Here is a 17,291-nt window from a genome sequence, read left to right on the forward strand (position 1 = left end):
TGCACCGACCTCATCAGGCTATGAGACGCAGCCATCCAAAATCGACACATGCGCCTTGAGCCATCTACCCTCTTTTTTGAAGCCAGCCAAGCGTGCCGCTGGTTGGGCCAACCGGTTTATACTCGGCCCCGAGAGGTCCGGCAAAGCCCGCCTGCGCGATTGCTTCAAAAATGTAGTCATAGTTCACTTCGCCATGATCAGGCGCGCCCCTGTCGGGTACTGACGCGAACTGAATATGCCCGATCAGCGGCAGCAAGTCGTGCAACCGATGGGTCAGGTCGCCTTCGGTCAGTTGGACATGGTAGCAATCAAACATCAATTTGAGGTTTGGCACCGCCACCTCTTGAATAATGGCCTTTGCCTGTTGCGTTGTCCTGAGGAAATACCCTGGTGCATCGTAGCCATTCAGCGGCTCGATCAGGATCGTGATGTCATGTGCCTGCGCCAGTTTGGTTGCATAGCGCAGGTTCGCCACAAATGTATCGTGGGCGGTTTGACCTGCACCAGACCCTGCCATGACGTGAATGTTGGCAGCGTTGATTGCCACAGCATAGGCAAGTGCTTCGTCAATAGCGGCGCGCGCTTCTTGTATGCGGTCGGGTAGGGCAGACAGGCCATTGTCGCCTTTGTCAGGTTTCCCGCGTCGCGTGTTTAGTCCAAGCATTTCCAAGCCCGTTTCTTGCAATGCGGATAGCACGTCGCCTGAGGGGACATCATAAGGCCAATGGCATTCGACTGCGTCAAAACCGGCGGCTTTGGCCGCATGAATTGCATCAGGCAGAGTCAAATCCGACCAGAGAAACCCAAGGTTTGCCGAGAATTTTGTCAATCGTCCCACTCCACATCAAAACGGGTCACCACTTGGTTGACTTGCGCAGGCGTCAAGCCGTTTGGATGCATCCCGCGCGTCAGCATCGCAAGACGCGCTGTGTCTTCAAGTTCTTCTATTGCATTGCAGGCGGCCTCAACATCTTTGGCCGCAACAACCGGCCCGTGATTGGCCAGCATGACAGCACTGCGTTTTCCAGCAAGGCCGCGCACGGCCTGTCCCATAGCGGGGTCACCGGGCAGGAAGAACGGCAGCAATTGGACCTTACCCAGCTTCATGATCCCGTATGGCGTGAGCGGAGGCAGAAAATTATCCGGGTCTGCATCAGGCATCATCGACAGCGCAACCGAATGGCATGAATGCAAATGCACAACCGCACCCGCCGCACTGCGGGTGTCATAAAAGGCTGTGTGCAACGGCATTTCCTTGGTCGGCGGGTCACCATCCATAAATCTGCCAGCACGGTCGAAACGCGACAGACGCGCAGGGTCAAGACGGCCGAAACTTGTGCCGGTTGGCGATACAAGCAAACCACCGTCCGCAGTGCGGGCCGAGATATTGCCTGTTGATCCGCCTGTCAGACCACGATCGAACATGGATTTTGCAAGCAGACATATCTGTTCGCGCAAGGCGGCCTCAGTCATGATCACGCCCCAATACATTTGCAGCCTTGGCAAAGTAGTCCTCGGCGCCGAAGTTCCCTGACTTCAATGCGATCACCAAATTGTCCCCGCCGCGCAATGCGGGCACGCCGGGGTCGATTTCCGGTCCGATCTCAAGCGTCTTGAGTTGTAAACCTTCTACGATGGCACCGGATGTTTCGCCACCCGCGGTCAGGATTTTGCCAATACCTGCGTTCACTAATTGCTGCGCAAGCGTGGCAAAGAATGCTTCGAGTGCGGTGGCACTTTTTTCGCGACCAAATTGTGCCTGCACAGAGGCGACAGCTTGCGGATCAGCGGAACTATAAGCCAGTGGGACAGCTTCAGCCTGCAAAATCCAGTCTGTAACAGTCTGCGGCGTAAGGGCACCTGTGATGACGTCGCTTGCGTCAATTTCATACGCAGGATTGGTTTGGCGATGCAGCTTTATCTGCTGCCGTGTGGCAGTCGAACATGATCCTGAAAGCGCCACACATTTGCCCGGCTGCCCGCGCCAAAGCGTGGCCGTTTGCGCGATTTCGCCGCGCGCCACGAAATTGGCAGGCAGACCAAGTGCAACACCTGACCCACCCGTGACCAGCGGCAAATGATCAGCGGCCTTGCCAATCTCAATCAGGTCGGCATCACGCAGGGCATCGACAACGATCAGACGTTTGCCAGCAGCATGTTCACCTTCGAGCGCCGCTTTGATCGCCTTGGCACCATCAAAGACATCCTTCGCCGCGACATGACCGACGCTATGTTTCGTCTGCGGCGCAAGCCAGCGCCGTATGTCGGGATCAGTCATTGGCGTCAGCGGATGGTTTTGCATTCCGCTTTCGCTCAGCAGGGCGTCATTGACGAACAAATGCCCATTATAAAGTGACCTGCCCGTGCCCGGAAATGCGGGACACACGATGACCTTATGCGCCCCCAAAGCATCGGCCAAAGCATCGGCCACTGGCCCGATGTTGCCTTGTGGTGTCGAATCGAAGGTCGAGCAGTATTTAAAGAAGAATTGCGTGCACCCTTGTGCCTGAAGCCAGTGCAGTGCCTCAAGCGACTGTCGCACGGCCGCATCCGGATCAATCGACCGCGACTTGAGCGCGACAACGCCTGCCTCGACATGCGCAGCGGCAGGGCCGTTCGGAACGCCCACATATTGCACACAAGCCATGCCTTGTTTGGACAAGGTATTTGCTAAATCCGAAGACCCGGTGAAATCGTCCCCAATGCAACCCAAAAGCATTATGCACCTCCTGGCAAGGTTAGCCCTGCATTGCGCGCATAGACTTTGGCTATGGCTGCATCGTCTTCAGCCCCCAAACCTGATCCGGCTGCGGCAAGGAACTGCTGCATCGCGGCCGCCGTCAAGGGCGCGCCAAATCCAGCGGATTTCGCAATATCCAGAACAATGCCAAGGTCTTTGGGCCAAATGTTCACGGAAGAATGCGGCGTGTAGTCTCCATTGACAATATGCGGCGCGCGATTTTCCAGCATCCACGATGTGCCCGCACATTTACTGATGACTTCAACAAATGTTTGCGGAGACACACCTTGCGTCATCCCAAAGGTCATCGCCTCGGCCATTGCCGCGATATGGACACCGGCCAGCAGTTGATTGACGGCCTTCATTGCGGAACCGGCGCCAGCCGCGTCGCCAAGCCGAAACACTGTGGCTGCCGTTGCATCCAAAATGGGGGCCGCGGCCTTAAATGCCGCCGGCGTTCCAGCAGCCATGATGCTGAGCGCGCCGTCAGCTGCCTTTTGCGCCCCACCAGAGATCGGGGCGTCCAGATAAAGCAGATCCAAATCTGCGCATCTTGCTTCCATCTCACGTGCAAAGTCGGGTGCGACTGTTGCGCAGGCCACGACAATGGCACCCGGTTTCAGGGACGCCGCGATGCCTTTCGTGCCAAACAGCGCGTCTTCGGTTTGCGCTGCATTTAAGACAACAATTACAACCGCGTCGAGGGTCCCCGCGATCTGATCCAGTGCGTCTAACGCGCCGCCTTCTTGGTGGAACGCAGCAACCTGTTTCGGGCTCAGGTCATAGCCGTATGTTGTGTGCCCGGCCCGCAGTATGGATTGCGCCATACCAAAGCCCATGGACCCAAGTCCGATTACTGCCGTTTGCATGGCCATCACTGGGCTCCTTGTGATGTGGTAAGTGAGTGATTGGTCGTGTCGTGCGTGAGGGAATGGCGGTAGAGGTGGGTTGAATCCTTTCGATGGGACCTGACGCGCCAGACCATGTCCGAGGATGTGATAAACATATCGGTACCGGATGGTCCACCAAAGCACAGGTTGGACGTTTGGGCGGGCAGGCGGATTTTACCAAGACAATCGCCCGCATGATCGAGGCAATGGACACCATCCAACGCACTGGTCCAAATAAGACCGCCGTGATCTACCCGAAAGCCGTCAGGAACACCCGGCATAATCTCGGCAAAAACACGGCCATTCGACAAGGTCATGCCGCTTACATCAAAAACGCGAATGTGGTGCGGCAGATCATAGTCGATACCGGGAAAACTCGCACCGCGGATCGCACCGGAATCGGCCACATAAAGCTGTGTTTCATCAGGTGAGAACGCGAGGCCATTAGGCTTGTCAAAGTCGGTTGCAACGGCTGTCAATGTCCCGTCGGTGGCCGCGCAGAACACATAGCATCCGTCAATTTCACTTTCGGCAGGATACCCTTCGACGTCCGAGTTGATCCCGTAAGGTGGATCCGTGAACCAGATCGACCCATCAGACCGCACAACAACATCATTGGGTGAATTCAGCCGTTTACCTTGATAATGGTCGGCGATTACCTCGATTGCAGCGGCGTCCTCTGGATCGTGCCGCCGAATGACACGCCGCCCACCATGTTCGCACGATATCATATGACCTTGCATATCGCGGGTGTTCCCGTTCGCGAATTCACTGTTGGGCAGGGCGGTGGCAACACCCTGATCTTCACGCCACATCATCATCCGCTTGGCCGGGATGTCGTTGAAATATAGCCGGTCCCCCATCCAAACGGGGCCTTCCGTCCATGTCATCCCCTCCGCAATAAGTTCGGGGCGGTGGGTGGTGTCAATCAGGTCAAGGAAAGACGGATCAAAGCTTTCATAGCGAGCGTCCATGTCAATTGCCCTTTCTACGCAGTGTCTGAAGCAACAGCATGCTGATAATGATCACGCCAAATATGATGTTCCGCCATGCGTCCGATATTTGCATCACCGACAAAATAGAGGTCAATAGCGTGATAAACAGCACTCCTCCGACTGTTCCAATCAGGCTGCCGCGTCCGCCTAAAATCGAAGTGCCACCAATGACGACAGCGGCGATTGTCGGCAACAAGAATGGATCGCCCATAGATTGATAGGCCTGATTGGCGTATCCCGCCAGCATGATCCCGCCAAGGGCTGAACAAAGCCCGGCGATCGCGAAAGCCGCAAAAATCACGGATGGCGTTGAAACGCCTGATAGAAATGTCGCTTTTTCATTGTACCCGATGGCGGAAAGGTAGCGTCCGAAAGCTGACCTTTTCAAAATGAGAGCCATTATGCCGGTTACTGTCATCCAGACCAGAAACGCCACTGGGAACCCTGCCAAATTGCCAGTGGCCAACCAGGTCATTGTCACACTTGCTTCGCCCTTTGGATTGAAACCGCCTGTGTTCAACACCGCCACCCCAAGCAACATTGAATTCACTGCCAAGGTCCAGACCATCGACGGGATGCGCAAGATTGCCACGCCAACACCGTTGATAACCCCGACAAGGGCACCGAAAAGCAGCGCCATAGGGATGGCCGCGACGATGAATGCCGGGTCCCCGGAACCAGCCAGCGAGGTTGAAATGATGGCCGCTCCGCCGAGTACCCACGGCACGGAAAGATCAATATGGCCCAAAAGGATGACGATTGTCGCCCCAAGCGCCAAGACCCCCAGAAACGCCGCGATTTGCAACTGTTGTGCCAGATATTCGATACCCAAGATCTGCGGAAAGAAATAGCTCCCGCCTAAGATCAACAAGACTGTCCCGACATAGGGAAACAAGGCATCAATGCGCGGCAGGTTTTGCCTGATCGTATTCATTTCCCAAACACCTCCAGCCGGTTCTTGACCCGCAATACGCCGGCACCACCGATCGCGATCGCACCTGCGAGGATCAATCCTTCAATGAAGGGTTGCGCCAATGGCGGAAGGCCGGAAAAGAACATCAATGAACCGATGGTTTTCAGAATAAACGCACCGGCCATAGCCCCCGTCAACGTACCAACGCCGCCGCGCAATGCGACACCGCCCAAGACGACAGCAGCGATGGAATTCAGCGTATAATTGGGCCCAATCCCGGCGTCCCCCGTTGTGGTCACAAAGCTGAAGTAAAGACCCGCAAGACCGGCAAACAGACCGCCCATCGCGAAAGACGCCAGCCGGATCACCGGCACTGGCATTCCTGATTGAAATGCGGCCTGTTCAGAAGACCCGACTGCATAGAGCCCAAGGCCCAGACCTGTGCGGCGCAGCGGCACCCAGAACAAGCCAATCACAGCCGCGGCGATGATCAGTGCTGTCGGAATGCCCAAAACATCTAACGTAAATGCATCAGCAAGGTCATAGTCGATCCGGCCGCCGGGCGTTGGCCGCAGAAGCAATGCCAGGCCAGTAAACAAGGACGCCGTGGCAAGCGTTGCGACAATCGGTTGAATGCGGCCAAACACGACAAGCGCACCGTTGAAAAGTCCGCAGGCCACGCCAACCGCCAGCACCGCTGCGATCCCAAAGGCCATATCCAGTCCCGACCCGATCACCAGATAGGAAGCCACGCAATTCGTCAGCGCCATCACGGCCCCGACGGACAGATCAATGCCGCGGACGATCACCGCAAAAAACTGTGCAATCGCGGCCAACGCGAGGATCAGACACTGGTTAGCCCAGATCGTGACAACATAGGTATTTGCACCTGTCGGGTGTGTTGTCAGGTAAAGCGTGAGCAAGACCGCCAGCACCAGAATTGCGATGGCTTCGCGTTGATTGGCTTTCAGCAAATTACGCATGGGTGGACTGTGCGGTTTGCGCGGATGCAGGGATATTCAAGGACGCTGCAATAATTGCTTCTGCGGTGACGTCTTCGCCTGTCAGATGGCGCACAATACGCCCTTGATAGAAAACATGCGTCTCATCACACAGGTGGATCAGCTCTTCGTAGTCGGTTGAAACCAGCAGGATCGCCACACCGCTCTCGGCCAGCCGCCGCAACAGCGCATAGATTTGTGTTTTGGTTTTCACGTCAATGCCGCGCGTGGGGTCGGCAAGCAACATACAGCGCGGGCCCAGGGCCAACCATTTCGTCAAAGCCACCTTTTGCTGATTGCCACCCGATAGCTGGCTGACGGGTTGGTCCAGACTGTCGCACTTTAGTTCAAGGGCGTCCAAAAAGGGCCGGTAGATTGCAGGATCCGAGGCATTGATCCCATCCGTGCCAAGGGCGGCCAGTTCCAAATTTTGGGCGATACTTTGATCAAGAATGAGGCCTTCGGTTTTACGGTCCTCAGGAACCAATGCTATGCCCAGTTTTGGGTTCTTGGCATGCTTGGGATGATTGATTGCAACAGGTGTGCCACCCACAAGGCAGCGTCCTTCCGTACCCCGCAAAAGGCCAAACAGTCCTTGCAACACACTGCCTTGTCCTTGCCCATCCAGCCCGCCAAGGCCGGTGATCTGCCCCTTGCGCAAAACAATTGAGACATCCTTCAAAGTGTCCGCCCAACCAAAACCGTCAAGGCGCAACACTTCTTGTGCATGCGGGTCCGGCGCGGGCTTTGGCGGAAACAGGTCATCAATACGTTGGCCAACCATTTTGCTGATGATTTGCCCATAGCTGCAGGCCCCATTGTCGAACGTGTCAACATGTGTGCCATTGCGGAATATAGAAATGCGATCAGCAAGGCTTTCGATCTCATGAAACCTATGTGAGATGAACAAGACGCCCACACCCCGATCCCGTTCTGCGCGGATAAGCTGAAACACCTTTTCCACGACGGACGCATTCAGGGCAGAGGTTGCCTCATCCAAGATCAACAGCTTTGGATCACGGGTCAGAGCTTTGGCGATCTCGACTTGTTGCTGCTCGGCCAGCGAAAGATCAGCGACGCGGGTTTTCATCCCGATCGCGCCGCCATCTATCTGGGCCAAGATGTCTTGGGCGCGCCGCACAACACCGGTGTTGAGCCGCCCCAACCCGGTGCCAACCGCACCCAGCATCAGGTTTTCACGCACGCTGAGGTCGGGCACCAAGGACAGTTCCTGAAACATGCAAACCAGTCCGCGCGCCATCGCATCAGCGGGGCCCTTTAGTCGCATCGCAACGCTGTCGACTTCAATGTCACCGGACGTCGGCTGAATAACCCCGGCGACAAGCTTCATCAATGTTGATTTGCCGGCGCCGTTTTCGCCCAGCACCGCGTGGATTTCGCCACCAAAACAGGCGAAATCAACATCGGACAATGCCCGTGTTGCGCCGTAGACTTTGGAAACGCCGCGCAGGCGCACAATAGGGTGTTCAGGTCGAGACATCACAGGGCCGCCCGCTGTAAAAAGGGCGTTCCGGCAACGCGATGCTGCCGGAACAATTTCACCATTATCAGGTGTTGTCAGCAGATTGGCCAAGCAGCTCTTCTGGTGTGAAGGGTGCAAAGCAATCAGGGAAACCTGTCCCTGTGTTGAATGATTTTGGCAGATCAGGGAAGAAATTCACGCCCGCTTCAAGGTCTTCGGCATTTACCTGGGGGATTGGCAGGAACACGGTCTGTGGCAGTTCATTTCCTTGCAACAGCGCAACGGCCGCTTCAAGTGCGACAGCAGACATCGCAGGCGCCTGAGCCGCAGAAATGCCGGGAATGTCGAGTTCATCCATCAGCATGCGCACCCCATTCTCACCGTCCACGCCCATCGGCACGATCGGGTGTCCGGCGGCCTGCATCGCGTTGATGGTGCCCGCTGACCCATGTTGAGAGACAACAGCATCAAACTGGCCATGCGTCGCAAGCGCGTCCGCGACAACTTTCTGACTTGTGCCGGTGTCCCAGTTGCCAACAACCTCGACGATCTCAAGGCCCTCGACGTTCTCAAGCACGCTCATCATACCAAGACGACGATCACGGTCTGTGGCATTGCCGGGAAGCCCGTTCACCATCAAGATCTTGTCGGCCGTTCCGCCAAGTTCATCCATAACAGTCTGCGCCTTGAGCCGGCCCAGCTCGAGTTGGCTTTCATTGATCTGAACGACCTGATCTGTATCCAGAACGTTGTCGAATGGAACGAGAACAGTCCCTTGACGAGCCGCCCTGCGGATCACCGGCTCAAATGCGCTTGGGTTTACGGCGATGAACGTGATCGCATCATATCCCGCTGCAATAAAATTATCGATCGCTGCGATTTGCGCCGCGCTGTCGTTGCCTACGGATACAACTGTAAATTCTTCAATGTTCGCCGCGTTTTCGGGACGCGCAGCCCAAGCCTTTGAAGCCTGAATGGCCGCAATACGCCAGTCATTTCCGGCAAAGCCGTTCACGAAGGCCATTTTGTAAGGCCCGTCCTTGGCCTCGCCTTGGATTGTTGTACTGCCCGGTGCAGGTGCGAAGCATTCTGTGCGGTAAGTCTCTGCGGATGCTTGTGAAACGACAAAGGTCGCCAACGCGGTTCCCAGCATAAGATTTTTCATTTGGTCTCCTCCCAGAGGTTTTTTGGTATATGTTTACGTAAACATATGGTGCATGAAACATGTTTACGTAAACATATGTCAAGCGATTCTGTTGCCGGCGTACGATTATTTAGGAATGGAGACTGAATTTGGCTGACAGAAAAACAACCCGCCCGACGATGGATGATGTCGCGGAGCGCGCGGGTGTAAGTCAGATGACAGTCTCGCGGGTGATGAGCGGAAAAGGCTATATTTCAAGCAAAGTACGCGATCAGGTGAATGCGGCCGCTGCCGAGATTGGCTATGTGCAAAACCGGTTAGCGCGTGGACTGCGCTCTGAACAATCGTCGTTGATTGCTGTTGTGCTTCCCACGCTTGGCAACACCGTTTTTACAGAAGTCTTGCGCGGCATTACTGATGCTCTGACAGCACAGAGTTTTCGCCCGGTCTTTGGTTTGACCGAATATTGTGAAGATCGCGAATACAAATTAGTGCGCGATTTGCTGTCATGGCGCCCATCTGGCATCGTACTGGCTGGCTTGGAACATTCGGACCAAACCAGACAAGCGATTGCCGCATCCGGTGTGCAGGTCGCCGAAGTGATGGACATTGATGGGGCGGCGATTTCAACAGCATTCGGCTTTTCGCAAAGGGCTGCCGGACAGGTCACGGCACAGCATATGCTCGACAAGGGCCATCGCCGATTTGTCTATGCGGGCAGTCAAAGCGGGTCTGATCTACGGGCAGGCAAACGTCTTGAAGGGTTCCGGCAGGCCGTGCGCGACGCAGGCGGAACCATGGTGTCCGAAATCATCAGTGCGTTGCCTTCCTCAATGGTTGAGGGGCGTCGCATGACCGCCGAAATTCTGTCCGGCACCGACCGGCCAGACGCAATTTACTATTCCAATGACGATCTAGCCGCGGGCGGGATTATGCATTGCCTGGCCGAGGGGATCAGCATCCCAGATGACATTGCAATGGCAGGATTCAACGGGTTGCCTTACCTTGATGCCTTGCCAATCCAACTGACAACAATAAAGACACCCCGCTATGACATTGGCTTACAGGCAGGGCAACTTTTGGCAATGCAAGGCGAGGTTGGTCCAGGCACCGCGCCGAAATTAGTTGATTTGGGCTTTGAGTTGAGTGTTGGGCAAACTTGTTGAACGATCAAAGGTGGACCTGCCTTCTCTTTGCCCGTCACTGTGGTCATTTGCCAAATGTCTCTAAATCCCGGTGCCCTGCAGCACCCCATGCTCCAGCGCATAGCGCGTCAGACCGGCGGTTGAGCTGATCCCAAGCTTGCGTTTGATGTTCTTGCGGTGTGTCTCAACGGTGCGGACTGAAATGTTCAGCGTATTGGCGACATCCTTGTTGGATTGCCCTTGCGCGAGTTCCAGCAGGATCGTTTGTTCGCGGCTGGTCAGGGGTTCACGCCCATCGCTGATCTTGGGTTGCAATGATCCCTTCGCCCCTGTGCAAAGGTACTCACCACCGGCCATCACGGTCTGGATAGCCGTGTAAATCTCCTCGGTCGGCACGTCCTTGAGGATATAACCCCGCGCCCCGTGGCTGAGTGCGGTCGAGATGTACTCCGGGCTGTCATGCATCGACAGGATCACGATGCGCGTCTGGGGGCGTTCTTCGAGGATCATTTCGGTGGCGTTTAAACCCGACAGCCCCGGCATGTTCAGATCCAGCAGGATCACATCGGGCGCGAGTTCATTGACCCGGTCCACGGCCTCTTGCGCTTGGCCCAGCGTGCCGACGACGTCAATGTCATCATAGCTTTCAAGAAGGGACTGGATGCCTTCGGCAACCATCGGGTGATCATCAACGATCAAAACGCGGGTGGTCATGCGCTTTCCTTTATTGTGTTTTGCGGGCGTAGCATATGGCTGAGCGGGACCTGGGCTTCAATGACCGTGCCGGTTTTTCCGGTGCGGGCGGACAGCACTCGCAAGCTGCCGCCCAATTGTTCGATCCGTTCCTGCATGTTGCGCAGGCCCAGCCCCGCGCTGCGCCGCCTCTCTGGCCGCGGCCATGTCATGCCGACGCCGTCGTCTTTGATCCGCAGCATCGCCCCTTTGCGATGTCCCTTGAGCGCGATCTGGACGCTTTGCGCTTCGGCATGCCGTTCGATGTTGTTCAACGCCTCTTGTGCAATGCGGTAAAGGGCGATCCGCGCTTCCTGATCCAACCGGTTACGGAACACGACGGTTTCGAATTCGGTTTCAATCCCCGTGCGAGTCGAAAAATCATCGGTCAGCGCTTGCAGGGCAGGACCCAGCCCCAGATCATCCAGCACGCCGGGGCGCAGATCGCGGCTGATGCGGCGGACCTCCTGGATCGTGGACCCCAGCCCATCAATGCCCTTGTTCAGGCTGTCGCTCACGGCAGAGTCGCTGCCCAGTTTGCGGCGGGTAAGTTCCAGCGCATAGCGCACGCCCACCAGCATCTGACTGATCCCGTCATGCAGTTCACGCGCCACCCGACCGCGTTCTTCTTCCTGCGTATCAATGATCCGTTGGGTCAGCTGTTTCAGCTTGGCATCAGCCAGACGACGTTCGCGCAGGTTCAGCACCATCCCCGTCATAAAGACCCCGATCAAGGCGGTCACCGCGATGGCCACGATATAAAAGCTGGTCCGCCTGATCCGCGTTTGCACATCAGCGCGGGCGGCGGCCACGTTTTCAAGCACATCGTCGATGAAGACACCCGTGCCGATCGCCCACCGCCAATCCTGCAAACCATTGACGTAGACGATCATGCGCTCGGTCGCCCCGGTTGAAGGCTTGGGCCAGTCAAAGCTGTGATAGCCACCGCCCGTGCGGGCGATGCGGATCAACTCATCTGTGATGGGGGTGCCGTTGAGATCTTCCAACCCCGTCCAGTTCTTGCCAATCAGATAGGTCTGGCGCGGGGCGACAAGGTTGTTGCCGTCGTAATCAAAGACAAAGAAGTACCCATCCTGCCCATAGAGCATGGCGGCCAACTCGCGGCTGACAGCCAGTTTGGCGGCGTCATCATCCGGGGCCGCGCGACCATAGGTGTTGACCACCGCAGTACGCGCGATGGACAAATAGTTCTTCAGTTCGGCGCGTTTCGTTTCAATCAATTGGGTTTCCAGCGCCTGAATTTCACGCTCGGCCAGTTGGCGCGACTGGGCCGTGACCACAAGCGTGATCAAAAAGACCGCCACGATAAGGGGCAGTGTCGCCAGAAGAAAAACCTTCTGACCGTAGCTGATACTGATGATGTCACGCAGTCGCGTTAGCAGGCCGGTCATAACGTGATCGTTAGCCAAGAATCACCGACGAATCAAATGCGATCAGCGACGACCCGAATGTGATGAAGAACCTGTTAGCGCCTCAACAACAGGCGCGATTGGTCAAAAAATGTGACAAAAATATGTTTTCTACGCAGTACTACGTATTTCACCCGGGCAGGGGCCGCGCTAGGGTCCGGCCACGAAATCCAATCGTGCGCGTGGGAGTTACGCAGCACGCAAGATCAACAACTGGGAGGATACTCTATATGGATCGTCGTTCGTTTTTAAAGAATTCAGCACTTGGTGGTTCGGCCGCCGCAGCAACAGCACTGGCTGCACCTGCATACGCACAGGGAAACCGCACTCTGACGCTTGTGACAACATGGGGCCGTGGCCTTGCCGGTGTGCATGACGCAGCACAGCGCGCTGCTGACACAATCACAGCAATGTCCGGTGGCTCGCTCACTATTGACCTGAAAGCCGCTGGCGAATTGGTCGGTGCGTTTGAAGTCTTTGACGCGGTCACATCCGGTCAGGCAGATATGTATCACGGTGCGGACTACTACTTTGTTGGTCAGCACCCAGGCTATGCCTTCTTCACATCCGTACCTTTCGGCATGACGCCGCAGGAAATCTCGAACTGGTACTATCAGGGTGAAGGTCAGGCATTCCACGATGAGCTGGGCTCAATCTTTGGTCTGAAATCATTCCTTGCTGGTAACACAGGCCCGCAGGCCGGTGGCTGGTTCTCGAAAGAGATCAACGGTCCAGAGGACTTCCAAGGTCTGAAGTTCCGTATGCCGGGCCTTGGTGGTCAGGCATTGGGCAACATGGGTGCGTCCGTACAAAACCTGCCGGGTGCAGAAGTGTACCAAGCGCTGGCCTCTGGTGCGATTGACGGCACCGAGTGGATCGGCCCATGGGCAGACGAAAAAGCTGGTTTCCAGGAAATCACCAAGTTCTACTACACTGCCGGTATGCACGAGCCGGGTGCAGCCCTGTCGCTGGCCACAAACCTTGATGTGTGGGACAGCCTGAGCCCCGAGCACCAGAAGATCATCGAGATCGCATCTGGCGAAGCGCACCAGTGGAACCTGGCACAGTTCATGAACAACAACGGTGCAGCGCTGCAGCGTCTGCAGGCCGGTGGCGTTCAGGTTCTGGAATTCCCGGACAGCGTTTGGGACGCGATGGGTACTGCGGCCAAGACGACAATGGACCAGTACAACGGCGACGATATCTATGATCGTATCCGCGCGAGCTATAACGCCTCTATGGCGGCTTCTTCTGGCTGGATCACACAGTCCGAAGGCGCATACCGCGCACAGCGCGACCGTGTCATGGCCTAAGCCCACCTGCGGGCGGATCATGATTTTATGATCTAGATCAAAGTGAAGGCCCCATGCGACAGGCATAAGGGCCTTCACGACCAAGAGGTGCCGGGAGGGTGCCCAGACTAGCTTCCACGGAGGGGAATTCTCATGGGCTTAGGCGATGCATGGGGTGGAAACGCGATAGGGTGGTTCTTTGGGAACCTCATCGACGGATTCTACAACTTTTTCTACGCACTGCTGCACCCAAGTGAATGGCTGGCATGGTTGCCGACCATCAACGGGGCAATGGAAACCGAGCAGAAAGAGGCGCTGATGCGCTTTATCTACTACGGTGCCTCGGTTGAGTTTTTCTTCGTTGTCTTCGCGATATTTCTTGTCGTGACGATCTACGGTTTCATCAATAACCGCTTCATGTGGGGCTGCGTGCGCGGCCTTGAAGGCTTTGCCAATGTGGTCGGTCGCACCGCCGCTTGGGCCGGGCTTTTGATGGTGTTGCAACAGATCGTCATCATCTTCATGCAGCGCGTCTTTGCGGTGTCCGAGATCAGCATCGGCTTTGGCGTGACCGTGACCCACGATGTCAGTTGGTGGTCAGAGCAGCTCAAATTCTACAACGCGATGATCGTGACGCTTTGTGCGTCCTACACCTTTGTCCAAGGCGGGCACGTCCGCGTTGACCTTGTTTATTCCGCCATCAGCTACCGTGCCAAGCGCGTGATCGACATGATCGGAGCTATCGTGCTGATGGTGCCCGCGGCGATCCTGACGTGGCTTTACGGCTGGTTCTTCTTGTGGCGGCACCTTGTTGTGCCCAACCCATCGGCGTCTGACACGTTAGAGCGGTTGCTGACCAAGGCGCGCGCATTGCGCTGGAACGTCGAAACCATCGGTTTCTCGCCCAATGGCTTCAACGCCTACTTCCTGTTCAAGGTGCTGCTGGTGGTCTTCACCGCAATGATCCTGTTGCAGGCGGTTGCCTTCTTCTTCCGGTCCTACCTGGAATGGAAAGAAGGGCCTGAAAGCGAAGGCAAACACCTCGACAAAGACAAGATTGGCGATGAAACCGCCGAACTTGCCGCAAATATTCATTAAGCTAGGGCGGTAGATACATGCTTTTCGGAATAGATGGCATCGAAGTCGGTATCATTATCGTCTTTCTCACTTTGTTTGCGGGGATCCTGTCGGGTTTCCCTGTGGCGTTTGCAATCTCAGGCTCGGCCGTTATTTCATTTGCGATTATCGCAGCCCTCGATAGCTCTGGCCTGTTGATCCACGCAGCGGTTGATACCAATTCAGCCGAATACGCCGCGCTGATCGCAGAAGGGGTCCGACCGGACGCGATATCGGTCTTCCGCTTCCCGGAATTGCCGCGATACGAAGACGTGTTGTTCCCGCAAGGCTGGGAGATCGCGCTGGACCGCAATATCGGCTTTATGGTCAACCGGATGAACGAACGCGTTCTGGCGGGGCAATCCATTGAAACGCTGCTTGCCGTTGTCATGTTCGTGATGATGGGTATCGTGTTGGAACGGTCACGGATCGCGGATGAGTTGCTGACAACGATGGCCAAGGTCTTTGGCCCGCTGCCGGGTGGCTTGGCTGTATCCATCGTGATCGTGGGTGCGTTTCTTGCGGCCTCTACCGGTATCGTTGGTGCAACTGTTGTGACGATGGGCCTGCTGGCGCTGCCGACAATGCTCAAAAACGGCTATTCGCCGCAGCTTTCCACTGGTGTCATCGCGGCGTCTGGTACGCTGGGGCAGATCATTCCACCGTCCATCGTAATCGTGCTTTTGGGCACGCTTGCCGGGGACCTCTATTCAGCCGCGCAAGAAGAACGCGCGCAGCTTGCGGGATGCTCGGATGCGCTGACATATCTGGGCGAACCGGCTGTTGTGTCGGTTGGCACGCTCTTCCAGGCGGCCTTGCTGCCCGGCATTATGCTGGCGGTGCTTTATGCGGGCTACGCCTTCATCTTTGCGCTGATCAACCCATCCAAAGCCCCACCCGTGCAATTTGACGAAAGCACAGGCGGCGAGGTGATCACCCGCAACGATAGCTTCACATGGTTCCTTGCCGTGCCGGTTGGCATCATTGGCTTGGCGATTGGCATGGGGCAGACAAACCTTGTCGGCTCCCAGTCTGTGATCGTTGATAGCTTCACGGCCTCCGGTCAAACGGCATCCCTGCGCACGCGGGTCAGCGAAGACTGTGCGATAGCCATGCAAGAACTGCATGGTGAAGAAGCATGGCAGCAGGCGCTGGACGAACAGGCCGCAATTGAGGCCGCCGGTGGCGTGACCCAAGCGCGCGAGCTGTCACCAGAAGAGCGCGCTGAACGTGTCATGCAAAAGGTCGATGCAGCCGCACCGATTGGCACAGGGATTGCGATCTTTGCGGTCCTCATGGGCTTGACGCTGGCGATTGCACGGGGCGTCGCCCCAAGTGCGGACGCACGGCCATTGATCATTGGCGCGGCGGGTATCGGGCTGATGTTGCTGGTCGATATCATCCTGATTTCACCGCTGACCACGCCGGGGCAAACGACTTTGCTCATTGCAATTCCGTTGATCATCGCCTTTTTTGGATTGCGCTTTGCAGCCAAATTGCTGGCTGGCAACGAAATCCTTCGCGTGGTTTTCCCGCCGCTGGTTCTGATCGTGGCTGTGTTGGGTTCGATCCTGGGTGGTATCACCAACCCCACCCCGGCTGCGGCCCTGGGCGCAGGCGGTGCGATATTGCTTGCGACCTATCGCAAGCTACAAGACCAAGGGCGGTCAGGCCGTATGGTGTTGCTGACAACGGCGGCGATCGTTGTGATGCTGCTGATCGGGATCAATTTCGACATGCGCCTTGGGCAAGAGGTTGTGCTGTTGGAAAACCGGATTGCCTATCTGGTCGCCTTCGGCTGCTTCCTTTTTGCGCTGTTCGGTCTGCTTTGGTCCTGTTGGGTGCTGATATCAGGCGGGGTTCTAGCACCGGTTGTGCGCGAAACCGCGAAAGTGACGTCGATGGTGTTCACCATCCTGATCGGGTCGCAGCTTTTGAACCTTGTGCTGATCTCATTCGGGGGCGAGCATTATATCCAGCAGTTCCTGCGGTCCTTCGACAACGAATGGACCGTCTTCCTGCTTGTCATGCTGGTGCTGTTCATGCTGGGCTTCGTGCTTGATTTCCTTGAGATCATCTACATCGTCATCCCGATTGTCGGACCGGTCATCTATGGCGGCACGTTCGATCCCAAATGGGTCACGATCATGATCGCGGTGAATTTGCAGACCTCCTTCCTGACGCCACCCTTTGGCTTTGCGCTGTTCTATCTGCGCGGGGTTGCGCCCAAGTCGATCACGACGGGGCAGATTTATAAGGGGGTCATGCCATTCATCGGTATTCAGGTATTCGGATTGCTTCTGCTGGCTTTCTTCCCTGCTGTGGTCACGATTGTGCCGAACCTGCTGAACTAGGGCAGGGGCGTGTTACAAAAAAGGGTGGTGCTGATAGCGCCGCCCTTTTCAGTTGA

At 56.3% G+C, this 17,291-nt stretch carries 15 protein-coding genes; 4 read left to right on the forward strand and 11 right to left on the reverse strand.

The genetic code is table 11. From position 1 onward, the window contains the following. Nucleotides 1-64 precede the first annotated feature (64 nt). Genes MWU60_RS01615 through MWU60_RS01655 form a run of 9 tightly spaced genes read right to left on the reverse strand, consistent with a single transcriptional unit; the run spans nucleotide 65 to nucleotide 9,187 of the window. A complete protein-coding gene (locus MWU60_RS01615; RefSeq protein ID WP_247225299.1) occupies nucleotides 65-829 on the reverse strand; it encodes a TIM barrel protein in 765 nt (254 codons plus the stop codon). Then, nucleotides 826-1,476, reverse strand: a complete 651-nt coding sequence (locus MWU60_RS01620; protein WP_247226133.1) for an aldolase — start codon at nucleotides 1,474-1,476, stop codon at nucleotides 826-828. The genes MWU60_RS01615 and MWU60_RS01620 overlap by 4 nt, the downstream gene beginning before the upstream one ends. Further along, nucleotides 1,466-2,719 carry a 3-oxo-tetronate kinase gene (otnK, locus tag MWU60_RS01625; RefSeq protein WP_247225300.1) on the reverse strand — a complete coding sequence of 418 codons (1,254 nt, stop codon included), beginning with the start codon at nucleotides 2,717-2,719 and terminating at the stop codon, nucleotides 1,466-1,468. Before otnK ends, MWU60_RS01620 begins: the two co-directional genes overlap by 11 nt. Further along, nucleotides 2,719-3,615: an L-threonate dehydrogenase gene (gene ltnD, locus MWU60_RS01630; protein ID WP_247225301.1), complete on the reverse strand. Its 897-nt coding sequence runs from the start codon at nucleotides 3,613-3,615 to the stop codon at nucleotides 2,719-2,721. The genes otnK and ltnD overlap by 1 nt, the downstream gene beginning before the upstream one ends. Next, nucleotides 3,615-4,604, reverse strand: a complete 990-nt coding sequence (locus MWU60_RS01635; RefSeq protein ID WP_247225302.1) for an SMP-30/gluconolactonase/LRE family protein — start codon at nucleotides 4,602-4,604, stop codon at nucleotides 3,615-3,617. The genes ltnD and MWU60_RS01635 overlap by 1 nt, the downstream gene beginning before the upstream one ends. A gap of 1 nt (nucleotide 4,605) precedes the next feature. After that, entirely contained in the window at nucleotides 4,606-5,559 is a 954-nt protein-coding gene (locus MWU60_RS01640; RefSeq protein WP_247225303.1) for an ABC transporter permease, read from the reverse strand. Next, nucleotides 5,556-6,521: an ABC transporter permease gene (locus tag MWU60_RS01645; RefSeq protein ID WP_247225304.1), complete on the reverse strand. Its 966-nt coding sequence runs from the start codon at nucleotides 6,519-6,521 to the stop codon at nucleotides 5,556-5,558. The genes MWU60_RS01640 and MWU60_RS01645 overlap by 4 nt, the downstream gene beginning before the upstream one ends. Then, nucleotides 6,514-8,133, reverse strand: coding sequence for a sugar ABC transporter ATP-binding protein (locus MWU60_RS01650; protein ID WP_247225305.1), 1,620 nt, complete (start codon nucleotides 8,131-8,133; stop codon nucleotides 6,514-6,516). Before MWU60_RS01650 ends, MWU60_RS01645 begins: the two co-directional genes overlap by 8 nt. Then, the gene (locus tag MWU60_RS01655) at nucleotides 8,108-9,187 is read right to left on the reverse strand and encodes a sugar ABC transporter substrate-binding protein (protein ID WP_247225306.1); all 1,080 of its coding nucleotides are present in this window, start codon (nucleotides 9,185-9,187) and stop codon (nucleotides 8,108-8,110) included. Before MWU60_RS01655 ends, MWU60_RS01650 begins: the two co-directional genes overlap by 26 nt. 128 nt (nucleotides 9,188-9,315) lie before the next feature. Here MWU60_RS01655 and MWU60_RS01660 point away from each other — a divergent pair, with 128 nt between their 5' ends. After that, nucleotides 9,316-10,332, forward strand: coding sequence for a LacI family DNA-binding transcriptional regulator (locus MWU60_RS01660; RefSeq protein ID WP_247225307.1), 1,017 nt, complete (start codon nucleotides 9,316-9,318; stop codon nucleotides 10,330-10,332). A gap of 60 nt (nucleotides 10,333-10,392) precedes the next feature. On the opposite strand, the gene MWU60_RS01665 is transcribed toward MWU60_RS01660, so the two are convergent. Beyond that, on the reverse strand, nucleotides 10,393-11,025 hold the full coding sequence (locus MWU60_RS01665; RefSeq protein ID WP_247225308.1) for a response regulator transcription factor: 633 nt from the start codon (nucleotides 11,023-11,025) through the stop codon (nucleotides 10,393-10,395). Next, on the reverse strand, nucleotides 11,022-12,455 hold the full coding sequence (locus MWU60_RS01670; RefSeq protein ID WP_247225309.1) for a cache domain-containing protein: 1,434 nt from the start codon (nucleotides 12,453-12,455) through the stop codon (nucleotides 11,022-11,024). Before MWU60_RS01670 ends, MWU60_RS01665 begins: the two co-directional genes overlap by 4 nt. Nucleotides 12,456-12,703: 248 nt before the next feature. Here MWU60_RS01670 and MWU60_RS01675 point away from each other — a divergent pair, with 248 nt between their 5' ends. The 3 genes from MWU60_RS01675 to MWU60_RS01685 all read left to right on the forward strand — a co-directional run bounded on the left by MWU60_RS01675 (nucleotide 12,704) and on the right by MWU60_RS01685 (nucleotide 17,235). Continuing rightward, nucleotides 12,704-13,786: a TRAP transporter substrate-binding protein gene (locus MWU60_RS01675; RefSeq protein ID WP_247225310.1), complete on the forward strand. Its 1,083-nt coding sequence runs from the start codon at nucleotides 12,704-12,706 to the stop codon at nucleotides 13,784-13,786. Nucleotides 13,787-13,918: 132 nt separating this feature from the next. Further along, nucleotides 13,919-14,863, forward strand: a complete 945-nt coding sequence (locus MWU60_RS01680; RefSeq protein ID WP_247225311.1) for a TRAP transporter small permease subunit — start codon at nucleotides 13,919-13,921, stop codon at nucleotides 14,861-14,863. A gap of 17 nt (nucleotides 14,864-14,880) precedes the next feature. Further along, nucleotides 14,881-17,235 carry a TRAP transporter large permease subunit gene (locus MWU60_RS01685; protein WP_247225312.1) on the forward strand — a complete coding sequence of 785 codons (2,355 nt, stop codon included), beginning with the start codon at nucleotides 14,881-14,883 and terminating at the stop codon, nucleotides 17,233-17,235. Nucleotides 17,236-17,291: the final 56 nt, after the last annotated feature.

The sequence above is a fragment of the Yoonia sp. F2084L genome, from assembly GCF_023015625.1.
Lineage (GTDB): Bacteria > Pseudomonadota > Alphaproteobacteria > Rhodobacterales > Rhodobacteraceae > Yoonia.